The sequence below is a fragment of the Streptococcus sp. HMSC076H09 genome (assembly GCF_001811765.1).
In the GTDB taxonomy this organism is placed as follows: domain Bacteria; phylum Bacillota; class Bacilli; order Lactobacillales; family Streptococcaceae; genus Streptococcus; species Streptococcus agalactiae.
Genome location: NZ_KV806591.1, coordinates 19711 through 41957, shown reverse-complemented (window position 1 = coordinate 41957; position 22247 = coordinate 19711). Strand labels below are relative to the sequence as shown.

General features: G+C 35.1%; 23 protein-coding genes and 1 riboswitch. Of the genes, 11 read left to right on the top strand and 12 right to left on the bottom strand.

The features are described from left to right. Positions 1-66 precede the first annotated feature (66 nt). The 5 genes from HMPREF2818_RS01580 (at position 67) to HMPREF2818_RS01560 (ending at position 4102) form a co-directional block, all read left to right on the top strand. Positions 67-249, top strand: coding sequence for a 4-oxalocrotonate tautomerase (locus HMPREF2818_RS01580; protein ID WP_001117229.1), 183 nt, complete (start codon positions 67-69; stop codon positions 247-249). Positions 250-397: 148 nt separating this feature from the next. Then, the gene (locus HMPREF2818_RS01575) at positions 398-1336 is read left to right on the top strand and encodes an FAD:protein FMN transferase (protein ID WP_001177177.1); all 939 of its coding nucleotides are present in this window, start codon (positions 398-400) and stop codon (positions 1334-1336) included. A gap of 17 nt (positions 1337-1353) precedes the next feature. Beyond that, positions 1354-1956 carry an NADPH-dependent FMN reductase gene (locus HMPREF2818_RS01570; protein ID WP_000766628.1) on the top strand — a complete coding sequence of 201 codons (603 nt, stop codon included), beginning with the start codon at positions 1354-1356 and terminating at the stop codon, positions 1954-1956. A 23-nt stretch (positions 1957-1979) separates the two neighbouring features. Continuing rightward, entirely contained in the window at positions 1980-3215 is a 1236-nt protein-coding gene (locus HMPREF2818_RS01565) for an NAD(P)H-dependent oxidoreductase (RefSeq protein WP_000673640.1), read from the top strand. A gap of 98 nt (positions 3216-3313) precedes the next feature. Then, positions 3314-4102 (top strand): formate/nitrite transporter family protein, encoded by a 789-nt coding sequence (locus tag HMPREF2818_RS01560; RefSeq protein ID WP_000051854.1) that lies wholly within the window; start codon positions 3314-3316, stop codon positions 4100-4102. Between the two features lie 98 nt (positions 4103-4200). On the opposite strand, the gene HMPREF2818_RS01555 is transcribed toward HMPREF2818_RS01560, so the two are convergent. The 4 genes from HMPREF2818_RS01555 to HMPREF2818_RS01540 all read right to left on the bottom strand — a co-directional run bounded on the left by HMPREF2818_RS01555 (position 4201) and on the right by HMPREF2818_RS01540 (position 8836). Then, positions 4201-5475: a nucleobase:cation symporter-2 family protein gene (locus HMPREF2818_RS01555; protein ID WP_000671148.1), complete on the bottom strand. Its 1275-nt coding sequence runs from the start codon at positions 5473-5475 to the stop codon at positions 4201-4203. Further along, positions 5475-6056 (bottom strand): xanthine phosphoribosyltransferase, encoded by a 582-nt coding sequence (locus HMPREF2818_RS01550; protein ID WP_000770389.1) that lies wholly within the window; start codon positions 6054-6056, stop codon positions 5475-5477. The genes HMPREF2818_RS01555 and HMPREF2818_RS01550 overlap by 1 nt, the downstream gene beginning before the upstream one ends. A gap of 103 nt (positions 6057-6159) precedes the next feature. Next, positions 6160-6255, bottom strand: a riboswitch (purine riboswitch). Positions 6256-6310: 55 nt separating this feature from the next. Next, positions 6311-7294: a GMP reductase gene (gene guaC / locus HMPREF2818_RS01545; RefSeq protein ID WP_000481330.1), complete on the bottom strand. Its 984-nt coding sequence runs from the start codon at positions 7292-7294 to the stop codon at positions 6311-6313. 201 nt (positions 7295-7495) lie between these two features. Continuing rightward, entirely contained in the window at positions 7496-8836 is a 1341-nt protein-coding gene (locus HMPREF2818_RS01540; protein ID WP_000162151.1) for an MFS transporter, read from the bottom strand. Between the two features lie 291 nt (positions 8837-9127). On the opposite strand from HMPREF2818_RS01540, the gene HMPREF2818_RS01535 reads away from it, so the two are divergent. Beyond that, positions 9128-9799 (top strand): hypothetical protein, encoded by a 672-nt coding sequence (locus HMPREF2818_RS01535; RefSeq protein WP_000853103.1) that lies wholly within the window; start codon positions 9128-9130, stop codon positions 9797-9799. 71 nt (positions 9800-9870) lie between these two features. Here HMPREF2818_RS01535 and HMPREF2818_RS01530 read toward each other — a convergent pair whose 3' ends face one another. The 6 genes from HMPREF2818_RS01530 to HMPREF2818_RS01505 all read right to left on the bottom strand — a co-directional run bounded on the left by HMPREF2818_RS01530 (position 9871) and on the right by HMPREF2818_RS01505 (position 16210). Then, on the bottom strand, positions 9871-11871 hold the full coding sequence (locus HMPREF2818_RS01530) for a KUP/HAK/KT family potassium transporter (protein ID WP_001164948.1): 2001 nt from the start codon (positions 11869-11871) through the stop codon (positions 9871-9873). A 134-nt stretch (positions 11872-12005) separates the two neighbouring features. Then, positions 12006-12767: an SDR family NAD(P)-dependent oxidoreductase gene (locus HMPREF2818_RS01525; RefSeq protein ID WP_000625604.1), complete on the bottom strand. Its 762-nt coding sequence runs from the start codon at positions 12765-12767 to the stop codon at positions 12006-12008. A gap of 61 nt (positions 12768-12828) precedes the next feature. Then, on the bottom strand, positions 12829-13821 hold the full coding sequence (gene pta / locus HMPREF2818_RS01520; RefSeq protein ID WP_001257096.1) for a phosphate acetyltransferase: 993 nt from the start codon (positions 13819-13821) through the stop codon (positions 12829-12831). Positions 13822-13846: 25 nt separating this feature from the next. Continuing rightward, on the bottom strand, positions 13847-14731 hold the full coding sequence (locus HMPREF2818_RS01515; protein WP_000667471.1) for an RluA family pseudouridine synthase: 885 nt from the start codon (positions 14729-14731) through the stop codon (positions 13847-13849). After that, complete coding sequence (locus HMPREF2818_RS01510; RefSeq protein WP_000192908.1) at positions 14728-15564, bottom strand: NAD kinase; 837 nt, start codon at positions 15562-15564, stop codon at positions 14728-14730. The genes HMPREF2818_RS01515 and HMPREF2818_RS01510 overlap by 4 nt, the downstream gene beginning before the upstream one ends. Continuing rightward, positions 15539-16210, bottom strand: a complete 672-nt coding sequence (locus tag HMPREF2818_RS01505) for a GTP diphosphokinase (RefSeq protein WP_000061344.1) — start codon at positions 16208-16210, stop codon at positions 15539-15541. The genes HMPREF2818_RS01510 and HMPREF2818_RS01505 overlap by 26 nt, the downstream gene beginning before the upstream one ends. Before the next feature lie 109 nt (positions 16211-16319). On the opposite strand from HMPREF2818_RS01505, the gene HMPREF2818_RS01500 reads away from it, so the two are divergent. From HMPREF2818_RS01500 to HMPREF2818_RS01480, 5 genes are all read left to right on the top strand, one after another. Further along, positions 16320-16892, top strand: a complete 573-nt coding sequence (locus HMPREF2818_RS01500; RefSeq protein ID WP_000149079.1) for a CYTH domain-containing protein — start codon at positions 16320-16322, stop codon at positions 16890-16892. A gap of 176 nt (positions 16893-17068) precedes the next feature. Then, positions 17069-18043 carry a ribose-phosphate diphosphokinase gene (locus HMPREF2818_RS01495; RefSeq protein WP_000840698.1) on the top strand — a complete coding sequence of 325 codons (975 nt, stop codon included), beginning with the start codon at positions 17069-17071 and terminating at the stop codon, positions 18041-18043. A gap of 3 nt (positions 18044-18046) precedes the next feature. Next, on the top strand, positions 18047-19162 hold the full coding sequence (locus HMPREF2818_RS01490) for a cysteine desulfurase family protein (RefSeq protein ID WP_000639602.1): 1116 nt from the start codon (positions 18047-18049) through the stop codon (positions 19160-19162). A 1-nt stretch (position 19163) separates the two neighbouring features. Continuing rightward, on the top strand, positions 19164-19511 hold the full coding sequence (locus tag HMPREF2818_RS01485) for a DUF1831 domain-containing protein (RefSeq protein WP_000863499.1): 348 nt from the start codon (positions 19164-19166) through the stop codon (positions 19509-19511). 154 nt (positions 19512-19665) lie between these two features. After that, positions 19666-20304, top strand: a complete 639-nt coding sequence (locus HMPREF2818_RS01480) for a redox-sensing transcriptional repressor Rex (protein ID WP_000605175.1) — start codon at positions 19666-19668, stop codon at positions 20302-20304. Between the two features lie 12 nt (positions 20305-20316). Here HMPREF2818_RS01480 and radC read toward each other — a convergent pair whose 3' ends face one another. Continuing rightward, complete coding sequence (gene radC, locus HMPREF2818_RS01475; protein WP_000274751.1) at positions 20317-20997, bottom strand: RadC family protein; 681 nt, start codon at positions 20995-20997, stop codon at positions 20317-20319. Between the two features lie 95 nt (positions 20998-21092). Beyond that, positions 21093-22226, bottom strand: coding sequence for an AI-2E family transporter (locus tag HMPREF2818_RS01470; RefSeq protein ID WP_000667240.1), 1134 nt, complete (start codon positions 22224-22226; stop codon positions 21093-21095). Positions 22227-22247: the final 21 nt, after the last annotated feature.

Sequence of the window (22247 nt, the reverse complement as noted above, 5' to 3'; positions counted from 1 at the left end):
AAACAGTGTGTACTTTTTCACAACATTATGTTACAATGATGCCCAATAACATAAAGGAGTAACATTATGCCATTTGTAAAAATTGACTTGTTTGAGGGACGCTCACAAGAACAAAAAAATGAATTAGCTCGCGAGGTTACTGAAGTAGTATCACGCATTGCAAAAGCACCTAAAGAAAATATCCATGTTTTTATCAACGATATGCCTGAAGGAACCTACTATCCTCAAGGTGAACTTAAGAAAAAATAAGAAATAGTAAAAGAGGTTACCCAGGTAACCTCTTTTGATAGTCTTTGTAAGCATATTTCTTGACAAATTGAAAATATTTGAAAATAAGTGTTGATTTTCAAGTTAGAAAACGGTATCATTAGAATATATTGCTTTGGAGGTGGAAAATTTGCAACTTTCTCATAGTTTAAGACTCATGGGAACGACTATCGATATTCAAATTAATTCTAAAAATGCTCAAAAACAAATCCAAGAGGTCATAGAACTCTTGGAGCTCTACAAAAATCGCTTTAGTGCAAATGACTTTAATTCAGAGTTAATGGCTATAAATAACAACGCTGGTATCAAGCCTATTCAAGTACATCCAGACCTCTTTGAATTAATCACAATTGGGAAAGAACACAGCTTAGCTAGGCCTAGTAACCTAAATATTGCTATTGGTCCTTTAGTGCAAACTTGGAGAATTGGATTTTCAGATGCTAAACTACCTAGCCCTAGTGAAATATCAGAAGCTATGATTTTATCTGACCCAACTCATATACTTCTAGATTCAAAAAATCAATCTGTTTTTTTAAATCAGATAGGAATGAAAATTGATTTGGGTGCACTTGCAAAAGGATATATTGCTGACAAAATTATGACCTATCTCAAAAATGAGATGATTGATTCTGCTATCATTAATTTAGGCGGAAACGTTTTAGTTCACGGAGATAATCCTAATCGTTCAGAAGGGTATTGGGTTATCGGCATTCAACATCCGAAAAAGAAACGGGGACAAAATATTGGAGCTGTCAAAATTAAAAACCAATCTGTTGTAACCTCAGGTACTTATGAACGCCGTCTGATTATTGACGATAAGGAATACCATCATATTTTTGATCGACAGACTGGTTATCCGATACAAACAGAGATGGCTAGCATTTCTATTGTTTCTAAACAATCCGTCGACTGTGAAATCTGGACCACAAGGTTGTTTGGCTTATCCATTAAAGAGGCTCTTGATATTTTAAACGCTGTTTCCTACATTGAAGGCATTATCATCACTAAAGATGACCGTATCTATTTATCTGATGGCTTAAAACATCATTTTCAACTATTTTATCATTAAGAAAGAGGATTTCTAATATGAAACTTATTGGCATCGTTGGAACTAACTCAAATAAATCAACAAATCGTCAATTATTACAATACATGCAACAACACTTTGCTGACAAAGCAGAAATTGAACTCATCGAAGTTAAAGACCTTCCGTTATTTAATAAACCTGCTGATAAAAATGTTCCCCAAGTAATTTTGGATATTGCTGCTAAAATTGAAGAAGCTGATGGTGTTATTATTGGTACGCCAGAATATGATCATTCTATACCTTCGGCCTTGATGAGTGTTTTAGCTTGGCTATCATATGGTATTTACCCACTTCTCAACAAACCCGTTATGATTACTGGTGCTTCATATGGAACACTTGGATCATCACGTGCACAATTACAATTACGTCAAATACTTAACGCTCCTGAACTAAAAGCAAGTGTTTTACCTGACGAATTCTTGTTATCACACTCTCTCCAAGCCTTTGATAAAGATGGCAACCTACACGATATCGAAACAAGTCAGAAGCTAGATGCTATCTTTGATGATTTTCGTCTTTTTGTTAAGATTACTGGTAAATTATCAAATGCTCGTGATTTACTTCAAAAAGAAGCAGAAAATTTTGACTGGGAAAGTTTATAAGAGTATAGAAGGGAATAACTAAGATGAAATTTGTAGGTATTGTTGGCTCAAATGCAGAGCAATCATATAATCGTATGTTGCTTGAATTTATTCGCAAGAATTTTAAAACCAAATTTGAATTGGAAGTCCTTGAAATCGATGATATTCCAATGTTTAATCAAGACCAAAATTGGGAAGAAAGTTTCCAACTTCGTCTTCTTAATAATAAGATCACACGAGCTGATGGCGTTATTATTGCCACTCCTGAACATAATCATACTATTACGGCCGCTCTTAAAAGTGTGCTTGAGTGGCTCTCATTTGCTGTGCATCCACTCGAAAATAAACCTGTTATGATTGTCGGTGCTTCATATTATGATCAAGGCACATCACGTGCTCAAATACACCTTCGTAAAATCCTTGATGCTCCTGGCGTTAATGCTTACACACTTCCAGGAAATGAATTCTTATTAGGAAAAGCTAAAGAAGCCTTTGACGATAATGGAAATATTATCAATCCTGGGACTGTTCAATTTTTAGAAACTTGTCTTGATAATTTTATCAAATATGTAGGAGTTGTATCATCATTGAGAAAACCTAAAGCTATTGAATCTGAAGACCTCTACTGTCAGGGACAAATCGATACAACCATTACTGGTATCGATCCAGATGATCCTGATTGGTTAGACAAGGCAGCTGAGAAAGTTAACGCCGTTGAAGGGGATGCTTACGTTAAACTAGACAATGGTTTACTTACTGTTAACCAACTTAATATGTTTTTAAATGCTATGCCATTTGAGCTAACATATGCAGATGATAATAATCAATTTCTATATTACAATAATAATCATCCAGATCCAGATACAATGTTAGGAAAACGTGTTCGTGAACAAGTAGGAAACCGTATGGCTACAGTTCATGGTAGTTTACCACCGGCACGAATGAAAAATGTTGAATGGGTTATCGGTACTCTTCGTAATGGAAATCAAGAATATGTACGTACAGTCGTTCCTGGTACACCTCCAGAAGTTATCAATACTCACAACTATCAAGCTATGTACTACCCAGACGGATCTTATGCTGGTATTAATGAAATTATCTTTAACTTTAAACCGTGGTTAGATTGGTACCTCCAAACTACTGGACAACGTTTGGTCGGTGGAACTACTGCTGCTCCTGGAGCTTCAGCAGTTGACGCTACTTCTAGCGCTTCAACTAGCACAGGGGATGCTCCCGTGGATCAAGCCACAGATGCCACTTCTGGTGCCTCTGAACATTAATCTCCTCGCTTTTGAGGATCTGATACCTTAAAAAGATATCAAGATCCTCCTTTTTAATATTTAATCAAGTTAATAAAATCACATAAAAGGAATATACTATGTCACTTTTTCAAGAAAAAATTGCTTACAATTGCGCCAAAAAGGAAGCGCTTTACAAAGAGAGTTTAGGACGCTACGCCTTGAGGTCAATGCTAGCAGGGGCTTATTTGACAATGAGTACTGCTGCTGGTATCGTCGCAGCTGATACTATTGGTAAAATTTCTCCTGCTCTATCAGGTTTTGTATTTGCTTTCATCTTTAGTTTTGGACTTATTTATGTTTTAATATTTAATGGTGAATTGGCGACATCTAATATGCTTTATCTCACTGCAGGAGCCTATAATAAAAATATCTCTTGGAAAAAAGCCATGACAATTTTAATTTATTGTACTTTTTTCAACCTCGTTGGTGCTTGCATATTAGCTTGGTTGTTTAATCAATCGTACTCATTTCAGCATTTAACAAATGATAGCTTTTTAGGGCATGTCGTTGCTAAAAAGTTAAGAAAACCTAGTTCAGGAGCTTTCCTAGAAGGTATTATTGCTAATATGTTTGTGAATTTAGCTATCCTTGCTTACATGTTATTAAAAGAAGAATCGGCAAAAATGACGGTTATTTTATCTGCTATTTTTATGTTTGTTTTTCTATCAAACGAACACTTAATTGCTAATTTTGCATCCTTTATGTTAGCTGCTTTTAGCCATATCGAACATATTAAAGGTTTTACTCTTCTAAACGTTATCCGCCAATGGACACTTGTATTCTTTGGTAACTGGATAGGAGGGGGCGTTTTCATCGGCCTAGCCTATGCTTGGTTAAATAAAACAAAAACTTCTCACCATGAATAAAAGAAAAACTGAGTAATAAATTACTCAGTTTTTCTTTTCTATTATCATCTTGAAATCAATAACTAAAAATTAACTTTTTTGATAAATAAAGGAAAGTATCATATTAATTTTTTAGGCAATCCATTCAAAATGATATTTAAAACAACAGCTGTCAGGGTTGAGATAACAATACCATTTGTCAAAAACATTTGTAAAGTATTAGGAAGACTAATGAAGAGATTTGTTCCATTAAAACCTACTCCTGCTGCAATTGATACGGCTGCAATGATAAAGTTATGCTCATTATGCTCAAAATCAACCTGATTAAGCATTTTCATCCCTTGAAGTGCTACCATACCAAATAAAACTAACATAGCACCACCAAGAACTGGACTTGGAATCATTTGAGCCATTGCGCCAAATTTAGGTAACAAGCCAAGTATAACTAAGAAGAGAGCTGTAAAATATATCGGCTTACGCGTACGTATCCCAGATATCTGTACCAATCCTACATTTTGAGAAAAACCGGTATATGGAAAGGTATTAAATAAGCCGCCAAGTAATACTGCCAATCCTTCTGAACGGTAACCATTACGAAGTCTCTTACTGTCTAATTTATCGTTTGTAATATCTGAAAGCGCAAGGTAAACACCTGTTGATTCTACCATAGAAACTGTTGCAATAATACACATCATTAAAATAGAAGTAAATTCAAATCTAGGAGCTCCAAAATAAAATGGCTTCGGAATATGTACAAGTGGTGCTTCTGCTACCACAGAAGCATCAACTAAGCCCATAAATGCTGCAAGAATTGTACCTGAAATGAGTCCAATAAGGATTGAAATTGACTTCAAAAAGCCTTTTGCGAAAATATTAATTAATAAAACAACACCAATCGTTACTAGTGATAAAGTTAAAGATTGTAAGCTTGGTTCTTTTGCATTATCACCCATATTTCCCATCGCAACTGGTATTAATGTCAAACCAATTGTAGTAATAACTGATCCTGTTACAATTGGAGGAAAGAAATTTGCAACTTTAGAAAAAATGCCAGCAACTAAAACGACATATATTCCTGAAGCAATTAAAGCTCCAAACATATAGCCAGAACCTTGTTGTGCACCAATAATTGATAAAGGAGCTACAGACTGAAAGGCACACCCTAATACAACTGGAAGGCCCACTCCAAAGTGCTTACTTAATCGTAATTGTAATAAGGTGGCAATCCCACACATAAAAATATCTGTCGCAATAAGATAAGTTAGTTGCTTAGCATTATAACCAAGAGCACTAGCAATCATGATAGGTACAAGAATGGATCCTGCATACATAGCTAACAGGTGTTGCAAGCCTAGAAGTGCTGCTTGCGAATTACTTTGCTCATTAAATTTCATTAAGCATCAGCCTCCGCAAAAACAACTCGACCATTTTCAAACGCCTTAATACGAGCAAGAGAAGTAACTGGAACACCTGTTTTTTCTAACAAATCACGCCCATCTTGGAAAGATTTTTCAATAACGATTCCGATACCAGCAACCTTAGCTCCAGCTTGACCAATAATTTCAAGTAATCCTTTAGCCGCTTGACCGTTTGCTAAAAAGTCATCAATGATGAGTACAGTATCATCGTTAGATAAAAAGCGACTCACAATAGAAACTTGACTCGTAACTTGCTTTGTAAAAGAATACACTTCAGCAGTTAAGATACCTTCAGTCATAGTAATGTTCTTAGCTTTTTTAGCAAATATCATTGGTACGCCCAATGCTTGAGCTGCGTACACTGCTGGCGCAATTCCAGATGCTTCAATCGTAACAACCTTCGTAATGCCGGCTTCTTTATATTTATCAGCAAAAACTTTACCTATTTCCTGCATTAACTCAAAATCTACCTGATGAGTCAAAAAGGAATCAACCTTTAAAATGTTCTCACCTAAAACATCACCATCTTTAAGAATACGTTCTTCCAATAACTTCATAATAACCCCTTCACTCTTTAGAAAATAAAAAAATAACTTACCTCAATCAGAGGACACAAATCTCCTCTAATTTATCGCTTCATTAACATGAACCAACAGGCAAGCTATTTATTAGCTTACTTATTGTTAGACATTACGGTGTCTTGTAGAGACGCTAAGCCAATCCTCAGCATAAATAAGTAAATCATATATTTAATTGTTATGTATGATAGATAACTATTGTAACATTTTTAATTAAGATTTCAAGATTTAATTTAAATGGAATCACCATTCCAAATAGAATTTTTAACAATAACGTAATCAACGTGTCTCAAGCTATCCAATTCTTTTCCACCTGCGTAAGAAATAGAACTTTGCAAATCTTGTTGCATTTCTGTCAAAGTATCCTCTAGTCGCCCTTTAACAGGTAATAGAATTTTCTTACCTTCAACATTTTTATGTTCTCCCTTTTGATATTCAGAAGCTGAGCCATAGTATTCTTTAAATTGCTGTCCTTCTACTTCCACAAGTTTTCCAGGACTTTCAAGGTGACCAGCAAACAGCGAACCAATCATTACCATACTAGCACCAAAGCGGATAGATTTTGCAATATCCCCATGTGTTCGAATACCACCATCAGCAATAATTGGCTTGCGAGCAGCTTTAGAACACCAACGTAAGGCAGCTAATTGCCAACCTCCAGTACCAAAACCTGTCTTGACTTTAGTAATACAAACTTTACCAGGTCCAATACCAACTTTAGTTGCATCTGCACCTGCATTTTCCAATTCTCTAACAGCTTCAGGCGTTCCTACATTTCCAGCAATAACGAAAGTTCCTGGAAGCTCTTGTTTAATGTGTTGGATCATCTCTATAACACTGTTAGAATGGCCATGTGCAATATCAATAGTGATAAACTCAGGAGCATCTTCTTTCAGACTTGTCACAAAATCATATTCATAGTCTTTGACCCCAACCGAAATCGATGCAATTAAACCTTTATCATGCATACGCTTGATAAAAGGTTTTCTTTCTTCTTCATTAAAACGGTGCATAATATAAAAATAACCTTCACACGCTAATGTTTCAGCTACCTCTTCATCAATAATAGTCTGCATATTAGCAGGGATTACTGGAAGTTTAAAGGTATAGTTTCCAAGTTTGACACTTGTGTCAGCTTGTGAGCGGCTAGATATAATACACTTGTTTGGTATTAATTGAATATCTTCATAATCAAAAACAGGAATATCGTTAAACATAATGGTTCTCCTAATGAGTAAAATGGCCTTCCTATAACTTTGTATAACAAAGCATCGCTAGGTAAAAACATACCTTTCCTTTTTAAATTATAGACTTTATTTATTTTTAGTCAATTTTTTCTCAGTTTATTTGAATAATGTTCGTTTTTTGCAAAAGAAATTAAAATCCTATAGAGCAGTACTCTATAGGATTTTAATTTATTATATTGCTTTTCTTTTTCGAAGATAAGTTAATCCTACAATAGCTAAGATAACAACAACGATAACGAATAGAACTGCAAATTGACTACCAATTATAGCTCCATTTTTCGGAATAGCTACTTGTCCGATGGTAAAAATTTGTGAGGCTACTGCGGTTGCAAAAGCTCCCGCAAATTGTTGTAGTGTATTCAAGATACTATTACCATCCGCTGATTGTGTTGGCTTTAGTTTTGTTAAAGCAGTCGTAACCATATTACTTGCTCCAATCCCCATACCAATTTTAGTAAGAATATCAAAGGCTAAAAGTACTACAACAGACTTCGCAGGAATGAATATAGCTGTACCAATTAAACCTATCAAAGAAAGGGAGATACCTATCATAATTGGCTTAAATGCACCAATTTTATCCAGGAGATAACCTGCAAAAGGGGATAAAAAAACTACTGCTATTGCACCTGGAAACATAAACAAACCAGCTTTGGTTGAAGTTTGATGTAAAACAAGTTGCAAGAGGTTAGGTAATAAGAACGAAAGTGCTAGAGGAATCATTTGAAAAGCCAGTACGCCATACAATAAGATTGAGAAATCTTTATCTTTAAAAACATTCAAATTCAAAAATTCTAGCTGTTTATTTAAATAGTAAAAAATAACAAAACTAACAATAGCTACTAATAAGTAAAAAATAGACACCTTTTCAATAGCTAAAAGAAGGGTTGCCAAGCCAATACCTAAACTGACAAAGGCAGGAAAATTGAGTTTATCATTAATTCTTACTTGACGTTTGGGAATAGAAGCCAAACCTATAAAGGTGGATATGATAAGTATTGGTGCCAGAAGCATAAAAATCATCTTCCATCCTAACATTCCTGAAATAACACCGCCATAAGTAGGTCCAACTGCCGGTGCTAAAAGTGTGACCATAGCAGCTACTCCCATCATTAGTCCTCTACGCTCCATCGGGATTTGTGTAAGAATGATATGAAACAATAAAGGGAGGGCTAATCCTGTCCCAACACCTTGCAAGACTCTCCCTACTAACAATATAGCTAAATTAGGGGCAAAGCTATCAATTAAAACACCAGATAAAAAAAGCACATTTGCCAATGTAAAAATTTGTCTCTCTGATAAATTTTTAATCATAAATGCTGACAAAGGCACAGTCACAGCAACAGCTAACAAATTTCCTGTTGTCACCCATTGAATAACAGCGGGGTTAACCCCAAATTCTTTCATCAAAAGCGGAAAAGTGACATTCATAGATGTTTCAATAAGAATCCCTGAAAAACCTAATATAGCCGTTGTAATTATGGCAGGCATAATACGCCATCCCTTTTTAGTCATTAAAATCTCCTTGCTTTGATTATTATCATAAAATAGAGCACCCCGCTAAATCAAGGTGCTCCATTTAATTCATTCGAATTAAAATTAAATTGTTTATATTAGTTGTCAAAGGACAATCAACAGCTCTTATTATATCAAATAAAGCTAAGAAAAACAAAGAGTTTTTTGAATATTAATGTCTTCACTTTCTTATCTATTCTCTACCCATCAATCACCACTTCAGAGAACATAACAATTGCAATTTACTCTTAATACCGTTATCATGTTCATATGCTAATACCCAAGAAAATAGTGGCTTTTGCCTCAAATGAATCTGAAAATAATTTCTTTATTACGTTAAAGACTTACTTTAATTATTTGTTTTCTATACAAATCATTACAGATATTTCAACTCTCAATCATGCAGATTTTGACGGTAGCTTTGCATTCCATGATATAGAAACTAGCATACCTCATCTGGTAATTGACTCCAACTACTTAGCGATTAGTCAGACTAACTCAAAAACAGAGGCTAACGATATTAAAACGTTCTCGGAACTCTCCAAAACAATGACCGAGTTTCACTATATGCTAAATTTTGACTTATTTAACCATCTCCCATATCGTTTTAGATTGCATAATAAGGACGGTCAAACAATTTATTCGAACCATAAACCTGAAGATCCTTTTGATATTTATCCTGAAGAAGAATATCCTATAGACAAATGGGTTCAAAACAGCCTAATAGAGAAAAAAGCGAAAGAGCTACATTTACTCTTACCTAGCGCATCACAAGATTATATTCTAGTACAATCTTATAAACGCTTAGAAAATGATAGTGGGCAACTCGTTGGTTATATTGAACATGTTCATAATATTAAACCACTGCTAGAGGGTTATTTAAAAGAATCCGGTCAAGCTATCGTTGGATGGTCTGATGTCACGTCTGGTGCTTCTATCTCTAACGATGATTTTGAACTATAATCCACTCGTCACTCTAAAAAAGAAAACTAATAACTAAAAGGCACTGGTTTAATTCCAGCGCCTTTTATTAATCAATCTCCAGTTGTTGTAAGTTCAATTTTTTCTTTAATTGGTAGACCTCGATTAGCTGTAAAAATCAAAGGAACTACTTCTGTTGTAACTTCGGAAAATTGTAGACCAAACCATCGTATTGGTGTTGCTGTCCAATGCTTTATAGATGATTTCATTAGCATAACAAATCGTTCACCAGGTTTTAGGTTTTGACTACTTGAGAAACGTTCATCAAGGACAATAAACCTAAAATCTCCTACTTTACTATCAGGTCTAACGCTGTATGTCTTTCCTTGTTTAGGCAGACGTCCACTTTCAAGTAATTCTTCTACAATCGTACGAAGATAGCGTGACACAGTCTGACGCATCTTAAATCCAAGGTAAAGTTCTACCTTCACAATGAAGTCTGTTCCCATCATGTCAACTTTATACTCAGCTGTATAAGGTTCATCAGTGACCTTAATGTTTACAAACCAATAAACTTGTGCTTTTTTAGGGCGCTTATCAAGGATAGAATACATGATAGACTTATCAATCATGTCTCCTTCCATACGATTTGTCAAATAAACAACGTTAGTATGATAAATCGGATAACGATGATCATGTCTAAGTTTATCTAATTGTCCGATGTAATCTTTTAAATCCAACAACTTAACATAACGCGAAACAATTTTACTACCTTTATACCAGATAGTCATGATGAATATAATTGCTACTGCTATAATAACAACAACATAGCCTCCATGCATAAATTTAACAGCTGAAGCAAGGAAGAAGATTCCCTCTAAAATACCAAAGAAAATCATCATCAATAAGACTAAACCTCTTTTTACTCCTTTTTGAATTAAAAAGAAAGACAGTAAAATAGTTGTCATTAGCATCGTAATTGTTATCGCTAATCCATATGCTGCTTCCATGTGCGCTGAAGTCTTAAAAAGCAAAACAATAGAGGTTGTAATGGCAAATAAGAACCAATTAATAACAGGTATGTAGGTTTGACCAATATTGTCACCAGGATAAGTTGAACGAAATTGTGGGAATATTTTTAGTCGCATAGCTTCAGAAACTAAGGTAAATGATCCAGAAATCAGTGCCTGTGAAGCGATGATAGCTGCCAAAGTAGCTAAAATAACGACATGCATTGTAAATTGCGAAGGAATACTAGCAAAAAAGGGATTCAATTCATTTCCTGCGTTCTTATTAGCTAAAATCCATGCCCCTTGCCCACAATAAGAAAGTATAATGGCAACCTTAACAAACGGCCATGAAACATGTATATTTCCACGCCCAACATGACCTAAGTCAGAGTATAGTGCTTCTGCCCCCGTTGTCGCCAGGAAAATAGATCCTAAAATAAAAATACCTTTATGATTCTCTGGACTAAATAACAATTTTAAACCGTAGTATGGATTAATTGCTTTGAAAACTTCTGGATGGGCAAAACTATTAAGGAGACCGCTAATACCTAAAAAGGCAAACCATATAAACATAATTGGCCCAAATAATTTCCCAATAACACCCGTTCCAAACCTTTGGATGGCAAAAAGTAACAGTAAAATAAACAAGGTCGCAAAAATAACGTTACTCTGATTCTGGAAAATATGCTGCAAACTAGGAACTACTTTTAATCCTTCAACGGCTGAAGTTACGGTTACAGCTGGCGTCAAAGCTCCATCTGACAACAAGGTTGCACCTCCAATAACAGCCGGCACAATTAACCAAGGTGTCATTTTTCTAACAAGGGTATATAAAGAAAAAATACCACCTTCGTGATGATTATCCGCCTTTAAAGCTACAAGCACATACTTGATAGTTGTAATAAGTGTCAAGGTCCATATGATTAAAGATATAGAACCTAAGATAAACGATTCTGTGACACTAGAAATACCACCTTGGTTTTCAACCAATGATTGCATCGTATAGAGTGGGCTTGTACCAATATCTCCATAAACAATGCCTAAAGCAATAATAAATCCTGCTTTTGATGCTTTATCAAAAGAAGAATGATTGACATGTTGCATTTCTGCCAACCCTCCGATTAAATAATATTAGTCAAAAAAATGGCTGAACTCATTATAGCAGATTAAGTTAAAAAAACAACACTTATCTATAAAAAGACCAGAAATTATTAAAGCGTTTCCTGGTCTTTACTATTTTAATCACGATAAACAGGTTGAGGCCCATAAGTTTGACTGACTGGCATTATTTCTATGCGGTTAATATTAATGTGTTCTGGTTGGCTAGCAACCCATGACACGGTATTAGCAATATCCTCTGCTTGAATTGCATGCGCACCTTCATAAAGTTTTTCAACTCTTTTATGATCTCCTTTGAAACGTACAGTTGAAAATTCTGTCCCTTCACATAAACCGGGTTCTAGGTTAGTAACTCTGATTTTAGTTCCAGCTAAATCGGCACGCAAGTTGAGAGAAAATTGTTTTACAAAAGCTTTTGATGCGCCATAGACATTAGCTCCTGGATAAGGAATTGTTCCTGCAGTTGATCCCAAATTGATAATTAACCCTCTATTAACTTCTACCATTTTCGGTAAAATGCATCGTGTCAAGTAAATTAATCCTACAACGTTAGTATTAATCATAGTCATCCAATCTCCAAAATCAGCTTCATATGATTTATCCAATCCAAGTGCTAAGCCTGCATTATTAACCAACAAATCAATTGATTGCAAATTTTTAGGCAGACTTTCTAAAGCTTTGTCAACCGATTCTCTACTTGTAATATCCATTTGAAGTGGATAAAAGTAACCCTCTGAAAACTTTTCTCCAAGGCATTTTAATTTATCCATTCGACGAGCACAACCAATAACGCTATAACCATCTGAAACTAATTTAGTAACAATAGCTGCACCAAAACCAGCAGATGCCCCCGTCACAAGCGCAACTTTACGTGATATCATAGACACTCCTCCTCTAGTATATAGAAAAACGAGCTAGGAAAAATCCTTCTCGTTTTATAACTTATTTTGATTTCTCATCAATAGCTTGAGCAGCTGTAATGATAGCAAGTTTGTAAATATCTTCAGCACTTGATCCACGTGATAAATCATTTACTGGAGCATTCAATCCTTGTAAGATCGGTCCGATTGCTTCAAACATACCCAAACGTTGTGCAATTTTATAGCCAATATTTCCTGATTGAAGGTCTGGGAAAATAAAAACATTTGCTTTTCCAGCAACATCACTATTAGGAGCTTTAATTTCTGCAGTTTCCGGAACAAAAGCTGCATCAAATTGTAATTCTCCATCAACAGCTAATTCGGGAGATAAATCTTTGGCAATTTTAGCTGCTTCTTGAACTTTTTCAGCTTGAGGCGCTTTTGCACTTCCTTTTGTTGAAAAACTAAGCATAGCAATCTTGGGATCAATATCAAATATTTTAGCTGTATCCGCAGTATTTACTGCAATTTCTGCTAGCTCTTGTGCATTAGGATCAATGTTAATAGCACAGTCAGCAAAAATATAACGTTCTTGTGTATTTTCACGGTTCATCAAGAATACACCTGAAGTGCGTGAAATTCCTGGTTTTGTTTTAATAATTTGAAGAGCAGGACGTACAGTATCAGCTGTTGAATGAATGGCCCCTGATACCATACCATCTGCCAAACCAAGTTTTACTAACATAACCCCAAAATAGTTAACATCCTTCAAAAGACGATCTGCATCTTCCATAGTAGCTTTGCCTTTACGAATCTCAACAAAAGCTTCTTTCATCTCTTCAAATTTTTCGTATTGTTCAGGGTCAATAACGCTATAATCTTGATCAACAAAACCAAGTCTTGCCAAAGAATCGTGAACTTCGTCAGCCTTACCTAAAATAACAGGATCAACAAGACCTTCAAATTTCAAACGAGCTGCTGCACGTAATACACGTTCATCGCTTCCCTCAGGGAAAACAATCTTAACATAATCACTTGCAACTTTTTCTCTTAAACCACCAAATAAGGAACGCATATATATAAAACCTTCTACTTCTAAATTAATGTAATTCCATGATAACGCTGTCAAAGTCATCTGTCAAGTCTAGCGTCTGTTTATTTATTTTTCCCATAAAAGGGTCGTAAAAAGACAAAGAATGACAATGCAATGCTTGCCTGTTTATTCCTAGATCCATACGTCCTCCGTACAAATCATCTCCCAAAAGAGGAAAGCCGATATGAGCAAAGTGAACTCTAATTTGATGAGTACGCCCTGTATGTAATTTGATATCCACTAATCTAACATCACCATAACGAGCAACTACTTGATAACTAGTATGTGCATATTTGCCTGATTCATGGACGCGCCTCGTAATAATACTATCAACATCTCGTGCAATAGGAGCTATAATATCACCACTATCTGCTAAATCACCACTCCCTGATACTAATGCATAATACCTTTTTTCAATTGCTTTAGCCTGAAGTTGTTTATCTAGACGAGCATGGGCATAACCATGCTTGGCGAATAACATTAATCCACTTGTATCTCGATCCAACCGGGTCACAATATGGACCTGCTGATTGGCATAGTTATTAGACACATAATAGTGTTTTATAAAATTAGCAATTGTATTTGAATGAATAGAGCTAGGAATACTAGCGAAACCAAAAGGTTTATTTAAAATCAAAAAATGATCATCCTCATAAACAATATCTAAATCGTGAGGCACTGGTTCCAAAGTTTCGTGAGAAGGCTCGTCAGGAATATCTATCGTAACAACATCGCCAATCTCTAATAAGAAAATAGCGTTCTGCTCTTCACCATTGACAAAAATCTTACCACCTCTGTACTTAATCTTTGCTAATAACCCCCTTGAAACATCATGACTTTTCAAAAGTGTTTTAACTTTGCACCTTTCTTCTGCTATGTATTCAAATTTCAATGTTCAGGTTCTCCGATAAAAGCATCGTTAACACGTTCCCAAAAGCTAGTGTGACTTGGAGTTGAAACAAAGTTAATACTTTTTTCGTCAATACTATATTCTATTTTGGTAACATTTTTGTAATGGACTGTTTTGTTATCTATAGAAATTGTGTAGACACCAACTCGTTTAGGGACTATCTCTATAGCATCTTTTTTGGGGATAATAACCGATGACCCCAAGGTACGATAGACGCGATTATTAAGACTAGAAATTTCTGTTAGTTGCAAGGCTTCTATCGTTGGGTGGAGTACTGCCCCCCCTAGTGATTTATTGTAAGCAGTACTACCGGTTGGTGTAGAAACTAAAATGCCATCTCCCCTAAACCTTTCAAATACCACTTGATTAATAACAACATCCGCTACCATTGTTTTTTCAATACGCTTAATAGTAGACTCATTTAAAGCACGCGCACGAATAATTCGACCATCTTCAAGGGTAATAGTTACTTTCAAAATGGGATAGGAGATTTGTTCACCTTTATCATTTTTCAAATTATTAATTAATGTGTCAACTTCAAAATCTCGATAGTCTGTATAAAATCCTAAATGTCCTGTATGAACACCGACAAACCTTACTTTATCCAGTTGTTTTTCGTACATGTGGAAAGCTGACAAAAGCATACCATCTCCACCAATAGAAATGACAATATCAGGATCCTTTTTTGATAAATAAAAATCAGGATCATGTTTAAAAGCAGCGAAGAGCTTTGAGGCTACACGCTTGCTTTGATATTTTCCGTTAGCAATTATAGCAACACGTGTTGCTCTATCTGTAAAATTCATCTGTGTCATCACTATTTCCTACACCATCGCTCAATTTTCGATTTAAAGGATCAAATAAAAGCTGTGCTTCACGAATATCTTCGCGAATCTTACGCATTTCTTCATCCAATTCTAAAGCGATTTTTGCTGTTTTCTCCAGTCTTTGTTTAATTTCTTCAGGGAAGTCCCCCTGATATTTGTAATTTAATGAATGTTCGATGGTTGCCCAAAAATTCATAGCCAGAGTTCTGATTTGTATTTCTGCTAAAACTTTCTTTTGTCCATCTATTGTGTCTACAGGATACTCTACAACGACATGATATGAACGATATCCACTAGATTTCATATGGGTAATATAGTCTCGCTCCTGAACCACTGTCATGTCATGACGTTTTCTCAATAAGGCAAGGACTTCATCAACGTCATCTACAAATTGTACCATGATACGAAGACCTGCAATATCTTGCAAGTCCTGAGCAAGATTTTCTTCTGAAATACCACGTAAAACCATCTTTTCTTGAATACTTTCAACCGACTTTACGCGTCCAGTAACAAATTCTATTGGAGAGTGACGATTTTGCTTTCTAAATTGTTTACGAATACCACGAAGCTTTATTTTTAATTCACCAACCGTTTGAATATAAGGGTCTAGAAATGTTTCCCAATCCATTGACATTCTAATCCTCCAAAATATTTAATGTACTCTCTTGTAAAATAAACTTTTTTTCTATAAAATTAACACAACAATTAATATTATACCATATTTAGGAAAAGGAAGTGATAAGATGACACACCTAGAAATTGAATACAAAACTCTATTGAATAAAGACGAATTTAATCGTCTAACAAGCTTATTTTCTCATGTTCAACCTATTACTCAAACCAATTACTATTTTGACACAGAAACATTTGAAATGAAAGCACACCGAATGTCACTTCGCATTAGAACGTTACCTAACCGTGCCGAACTAACACTAAAAATCCCTAGAGAAGTAGGAAATTTAGAGCACAATCATGACCTTACTTTAGAAGAAGCTAAATATATCGTTAAAAATGGCCAGTTCCCTGAAGATACTGAGATTGCTTCTTTAATCCTTGAAAAGGGAGTTGATCCAACCAAATTAGCTGTCTTTGGACAACTTACAACAACAAGACGAGAGATGGAAACTTCAATCGGCTTAATGGCTCTAGACAGCAATATATATGCTGATATTAAAGATTATGAACTTGAGTTAGAAGTCAAACAACCTAAACAAGGGAAAAGAGATTTCGACCAGTTTTTAAAAGAAAATAATATTAATTTTAAATACGCCAAAAGTAAGGTGGCTAGATTCTCTGCTACTTTAAAGAATAACTAACGTTGAGAGATTGGATTTTCCAATCTCTTTTATAATTCTCATTTAAGCAAGAACTTAAAATCTCATACTATCTCTCCTCAACATTGTTATTGCAAGCATTTTCATGTTTCTTATCGTGAATTTTTTCTATTTTTTTGGTAAACTATTAGTATCAATCTAAAGGAGTCATCTATCTCATGGCAGAACAATACGCCGATAAACAAATCAAACTTTTCTCATTAACCGCTAATAGAGAAATTGCTGAAAAAATTTCCCAAGCTTCAGGAATTCCTTTGGGTAAGATGTCATCACGTCAATTCTCTGATGGCGAAATTATGATTAATATTGAGGAAACGGTGCGCGGTGACGATATCTATATCATCCAATCTACAAGCTTCCCAGTCAATGATAATCTCTGGGAATTACTCATTATGATTGACGCTTGCAAACGTGCAAGTGCTAATACTGTTAACATCGTAGTCCCTTATTTTGGTTACTCTCGTCAGGACCGCATCGCTGCATCTCGTGAACCTATTACTGCAAAATTGGTCGCTAATATGTTAGTTAAAGCTGGAGTTGATCGAGTTCTTACCCTCGACTTACATGCAGTACAAGTACAAGGGTTCTTCGATATCCCAGTTGACAATCTTTTTACTGTCCCACTATTTGCTGAACACTATAATCAACTCGGTCTCTCTGGTGAAGATGTCGTCGTTGTTAGCCCTAAAAATTCTGGAATCAAGCGTGCTCGTAGTTTGGCAGAATACCTTGACTCTCCAATTGCTATCATTGATTATGCACAAGATGATTCTGAACGTGAAGAAGGCTATATTATTGGTGAGGTAGAAGGTAAGAAAGCTATTATTATTGATGATATTTTAAATACAGGAAAAACCTTTGCCGAAGCTGCAAAAATTTTAGAACGTGGTGGAGCAACTGAGATTTATGCTGTTGCTAGTCATGGGCTTTTTGCTGGCGGCGCAGCTGATATTTTAGAGTCTGCACCAATTAGAGAAATTATCGTAACAGACTCTGTTTTATCTAAAGAGCGTATTCCTAGCAATATTAAATATCTGACAGCTAGCCATCTCATTGCAGATGCTATTATCCGTATCCATGAAAGAAAACCTTTAAGTCCATTATTTTCATATCGTTCAGATAAGAAGGATTAATTGATGATTTATTTAGACAATGCTGCTACTACCGCTCTAACCCCATCTGTTATTGAGAAAATGACCAATGTCATGACAAGTAACTATGGTAATCCATCTAGTATACATACCTTTGGGCGTCAAGCAAATCAACTTTTACGTGAATGTCGACAAATTATTGCTGAATATCTAAATGTTAATTCACGTGAAATTATTTTCACTTCTGGGGGAACTGAGAGCAACAATACAGCTATCAAAGGGTATGCTCTTGCAAATCAGCTAAAAGGTAAACATATTATTACCTCTGAAATTGAACATCATTCAGTCCTACATACTATGACTTACTTATCAGAGCGATTTGGTTTTGATATTACTTACTTAAAACCAAACCATGGACAAATTACTGCAAAAGACGTTCAAGAAGCTTTACGAGATGATACTATTATGGTATCTCTCATGTTTGCTAATAATGAAACCGGGGACTTTTTACCAATTCAAGAGATTGGTCAGCTTCTCAGGAACCACCAAGCTGTTTTTCACGTTGATGCCGTTCAAGTCTTTAGCAAAATGGAACTTGATCCTCATTCTTTAGGAATTGACTTTTTAGCTGCTTCTGCCCATAAATTTCACGGTCCAAAAGGTGTTGGGATACTTTACTGTGCTCCCCATCACTTTGATAGTCTACTTCATGGTGGAGACCAAGAGGAAAAAAGGCGTGCTTCAACTGAAAATATAATTGGTATTGCTGGAATGTCTCAAGCTCTTACTGATGCTACGACTAACACCCTTAAAAATTGGACTCACATTAGTCAGCTGAGAACGACCTTTTTAGATGCTATTTCAGACCTTGACTTCTATCTTAATAACGGTCAAGACTGCTTACCTCATGTACTTAATATAGGTTTTCCTGGACAGAATAATGGCTTGTTATTGACACAATTAGATTTAGCTGGATTCGCAGTTTCAACAGGTTCTGCATGTACTGCAGGAACAGTCGAACCTAGCCATGTCTTAACAAGCTTGTACGGAGCCAACTCACCACGTCTAAATGAATCAATACGTATTAGTTTTTCAGAACTAAATACCCAAGAAGAAATTCTTAAATTAGCTAAAACCTTAAGAAAAATTATAGGAGATTAATATGGCATTTGAAAAAGAAATAAATCTTCCAGACTGCAATTACATTTATACTATCAGCCCGAACATTAAAAAATATACCTTACGCGATACTACATTCACTCAAAATCGCTTAGGTAATTATGAATTAGAGCGTCTCCTAGAAACAGTACCTAATTCTGGCGATGGCTTTCCTCTAAAGATTACAATCAATAAAGAACTTTCTGGTTTTAAGCTCTTAATTACTGATAAATCTGGCCTTAGAATAGTAAATATCTTTAAATCTACCGATCATAAAATTCTTCAAGACAAATTTTATTTCTTAATGGACAGCCTCGTTGAGCGTGATATCTTTACGAAAACTGCAAAATAATTTATCGACCACTATTTTTAACATTTTAGTGGTCTTTTTGCGAACCATTTTGTTGTCACTTTCACAATCTTTTTGTACAATAGAGATGTGAAGAATTAAGTTATATAACTAATTCTAAATCGAATAATAAAATTTTTAACAAGGAGATAATTTTGTGATTATGGATAAGTCTATTCCTAAAGCAACTGCTAAACGTTTATCACTGTACTACCGTATTTTTAAACGTTTTAATACTGATGGCATCGAAAAAGCTAGTTCCAAACAAATTGCAGATGCCCTAGGTATCGATTCTGCTACTGTTCGACGTGATTTTTCTTATTTTGGTGAACTAGGACGCCGTGGTTTTGGTTATGATGTCAAAAAACTTATGAACTTCTTTGCAGAAATATTGAACGATCATTCTACAACAAATGTTATGTTGGTGGGATGTGGAAATATCGGTAGAGCTCTCTTGCATTATCGTTTCCACGATCGCAATAAAATGCAAATTTCAATGGCTTTTGATTTAGATAGCAATGATTTAGTTGGTAAAACAACCGAGGATGGCATTCCTGTCTACGGTATTTCGACTATCAATGACCATTTAATAGATAGTGATATTGAAACTGCTATCCTAACAGTACCTAGTACAGAAGCCCAAGAAGTTGCTGACATCTTAGTCAAAGCAGGTATAAAAGGCATCTTGAGTTTTTCTCCAGTTCATTTAACATTACCAAAAGATATCATTGTTCAGTATGTAGATTTAACAAGCGAATTACAAACTTTACTTTATTTCATGAACCAGCAGCAATAAATAGTTCATTATTTATAAAATATCTGCTTCTTCTCGAAAACTATAATATTTATTTTTTCCAACGATGATGTGATCTAGGCAAACAATTCCCAGATGATCACATGATCGTTTTATTTTTTTAGTGAAACTTAAATCACTTTCACTGGGCTTTGGAGAACCTGAGGGATGATTATGTATGATAATCAAAGAAGTTGCCATGTTTTTACAAGCATAATGTAGAATTTCTCTTGGCTCTGCTACTGAACGACGTACAGTACCAATAAAAATTGTTCTCTGTTCGATAATACGATTTTGTGTATCCATATAAATAGCTACTAAATGTTCTTGTTTTTTATCCCCTAATTCGAGCATCATTTTCCTCGCTAATTGTTCACTACTTAAAATTTGCTCTTTACGATCATATTCAGCTTTGTGAATCCGTTTTGCTAGTTCTAGCATAGCTTTTATTTCGACGGATTTAACCTGACCGATTCCTTTAATGGATTGCAACTCCTGTAAGGATAATTGACCAAAATCTGCTAAACTGCTTATGTTTTCTAAAATTTGCGTTGAAATTTCCAGAACAGGTTTTTCTTTAATACCTGTACGTAAGAGAATGGCTAATAACTCCTGATTACTCAATCTATCTGCGCCTAAATCAACTAGGCGTTCTCTTGGTAGTAAAGCTTCCTTTTTTAATTCAATATGGTACATAAAACACCTCCAGTCATAATATTCGTAAACCAATCAAAAACTCATGTTTTAAATCAATAAAAAATACTTAGATGAAAAATCTAAGTATTTTTTATTTAACGATAGGTTCGTGCACGATTTCTAAGCGTTTGTCGCTTGATAATATGATCTTTTACAATCTGATAGATAGTAGCTGCAACAGGAACAGCAAGTAACATGCCTAAGATCCCCCATAAAGCACCTCCGATAGTAATAGCCATTAAAACCCACATAGAAGGCAGTCCAATCGATCCACCGACAACTTTCGGATAAATGACATTTCCCTCAAATTGTTGTAAAAGGATCAAGAAAAGAACAAACAAGAATGCTTCAGTAAGCGATTCAGTAGCAATTAAGATGAAACCGATTGTAACACCAATGTAGGCTCCCACAACCGGTATTAGAGCTGTAAAAGCAACTAAAACCCCAACTGTTAAAGCATAAGGAAATTGGAAGATCAACATACCAATAACCGTCAAACTTCCTAAAATCATAGCTTCTAAAGTTTGGCTTACAAAAAAACCATGGAAACGTTGATGAAGGATATGACGAACGTAATGGAATGTTTTGCCTGTTGAACCTAAATAGGTATCAATTAACAAATTAAACTGACGTCCCAACTGCTCCTTGTTTGCCAAAACGTAAATTGAAAAAATAAAACTAACAAAAACATTCAGGAGTGTTGCCGCAATAGAGGAAACTGAGGTTAGTAAATTTGTTAAAACAGATAAAACTTGCTTCAAAATCTGCTGGCTATAACCACTTAAAGTAGAAACTAAGTCTTTATCTGTTCCCATATAATTTAAAGCCTCAGAAATTTGTTTATTTTCATTGAGATTATTAACCAATTTAGCAAGTGCTCCGGTATCAATAACCAATAAAGAACTCAAACTAGAAATCAAATCTGGAATGACAATTGAAAATAGCCAGACAATTAAACCAATAAAAGTTGCATAGGATAAAATCATAGAAACACTACGCTTGATTGCCATTAATAGTCTAGATCCTTTAAAAAGCTTTATATATAATCGCTCATAGACTGACATTACAATATTAATAATATAGGCAATTCCAGCTCCCATCAAAAAAGGAAATATTGCCTTATGAAGCGTAGTTAAAATATTAGAAACAGCTCCCCAATAAGCCTGTATAGCATAGCAAATAGCAAATGTTATGACAACATAATAGACCTGCCGTTTTTCAAATTTCATGAAATCTCCTTATTAATCTTA

Coding starts and splice junctions, on each gene's coding strand:
- HMPREF2818_RS01580 (WP_001117229.1), top strand. CDS start 67: ATGCCATTTGTAAAAATTGACTTGTTTGAGGGACGCTCACAAGAACAA.
- HMPREF2818_RS01570 (WP_000766628.1), top strand. CDS start 1,354: ATGAAACTTATTGGCATCGTTGGAACTAACTCAAATAAATCAACAAAT.
- HMPREF2818_RS01565 (WP_000673640.1), top strand. CDS start 1,980: ATGAAATTTGTAGGTATTGTTGGCTCAAATGCAGAGCAATCATATAAT.
- HMPREF2818_RS01560 (WP_000051854.1), top strand. CDS start 3,314: ATGTCACTTTTTCAAGAAAAAATTGCTTACAATTGCGCCAAAAAGGAA.
- HMPREF2818_RS01555 (WP_000671148.1), bottom strand. CDS start 5,475: ATGAAATTTAATGAGCAAAGTAATTCGCAAGCAGCACTTCTAGGCTTG.
- HMPREF2818_RS01550 (WP_000770389.1), bottom strand. CDS start 6,056: ATGAAGTTATTGGAAGAACGTATTCTTAAAGATGGTGATGTTTTAGGT.
- guaC (WP_000481330.1), bottom strand. CDS start 7,294: ATGTTTAACGATATTCCTGTTTTTGATTATGAAGATATTCAATTAATA.
- HMPREF2818_RS01540 (WP_000162151.1), bottom strand. CDS start 8,836: ATGACTAAAAAGGGATGGCGTATTATGCCTGCCATAATTACAACGGCT.
- HMPREF2818_RS01530 (WP_001164948.1), bottom strand. CDS start 11,871: ATGCAACATGTCAATCATTCTTCTTTTGATAAAGCATCAAAAGCAGGA.
- HMPREF2818_RS01525 (WP_000625604.1), bottom strand. CDS start 12,767: ATGATATCACGTAAAGTTGCGCTTGTGACGGGGGCATCTGCTGGTTTT.
- pta (WP_001257096.1), bottom strand. CDS start 13,821: ATGCGTTCCTTATTTGGTGGTTTAAGAGAAAAAGTTGCAAGTGATTAT.
- HMPREF2818_RS01510 (WP_000192908.1), bottom strand. CDS start 15,564: ATGACACAGATGAATTTTACAGATAGAGCAACACGTGTTGCTATAATT.
- HMPREF2818_RS01505 (WP_000061344.1), bottom strand. CDS start 16,210: ATGTCAATGGATTGGGAAACATTTCTAGACCCTTATATTCAAACGGTT.
- HMPREF2818_RS01500 (WP_000149079.1), top strand. CDS start 16,320: ATGACACACCTAGAAATTGAATACAAAACTCTATTGAATAAAGACGAA.
- HMPREF2818_RS01495 (WP_000840698.1), top strand. CDS start 17,069: ATGGCAGAACAATACGCCGATAAACAAATCAAACTTTTCTCATTAACC.
- HMPREF2818_RS01490 (WP_000639602.1), top strand. CDS start 18,047: ATGATTTATTTAGACAATGCTGCTACTACCGCTCTAACCCCATCTGTT.
- HMPREF2818_RS01485 (WP_000863499.1), top strand. CDS start 19,164: ATGGCATTTGAAAAAGAAATAAATCTTCCAGACTGCAATTACATTTAT.
- radC (WP_000274751.1), bottom strand. CDS start 20,997: ATGTACCATATTGAATTAAAAAAGGAAGCTTTACTACCAAGAGAACGC.
- HMPREF2818_RS01470 (WP_000667240.1), bottom strand. CDS start 22,226: ATGAAATTTGAAAAACGGCAGGTCTATTATGTTGTCATAACATTTGCT.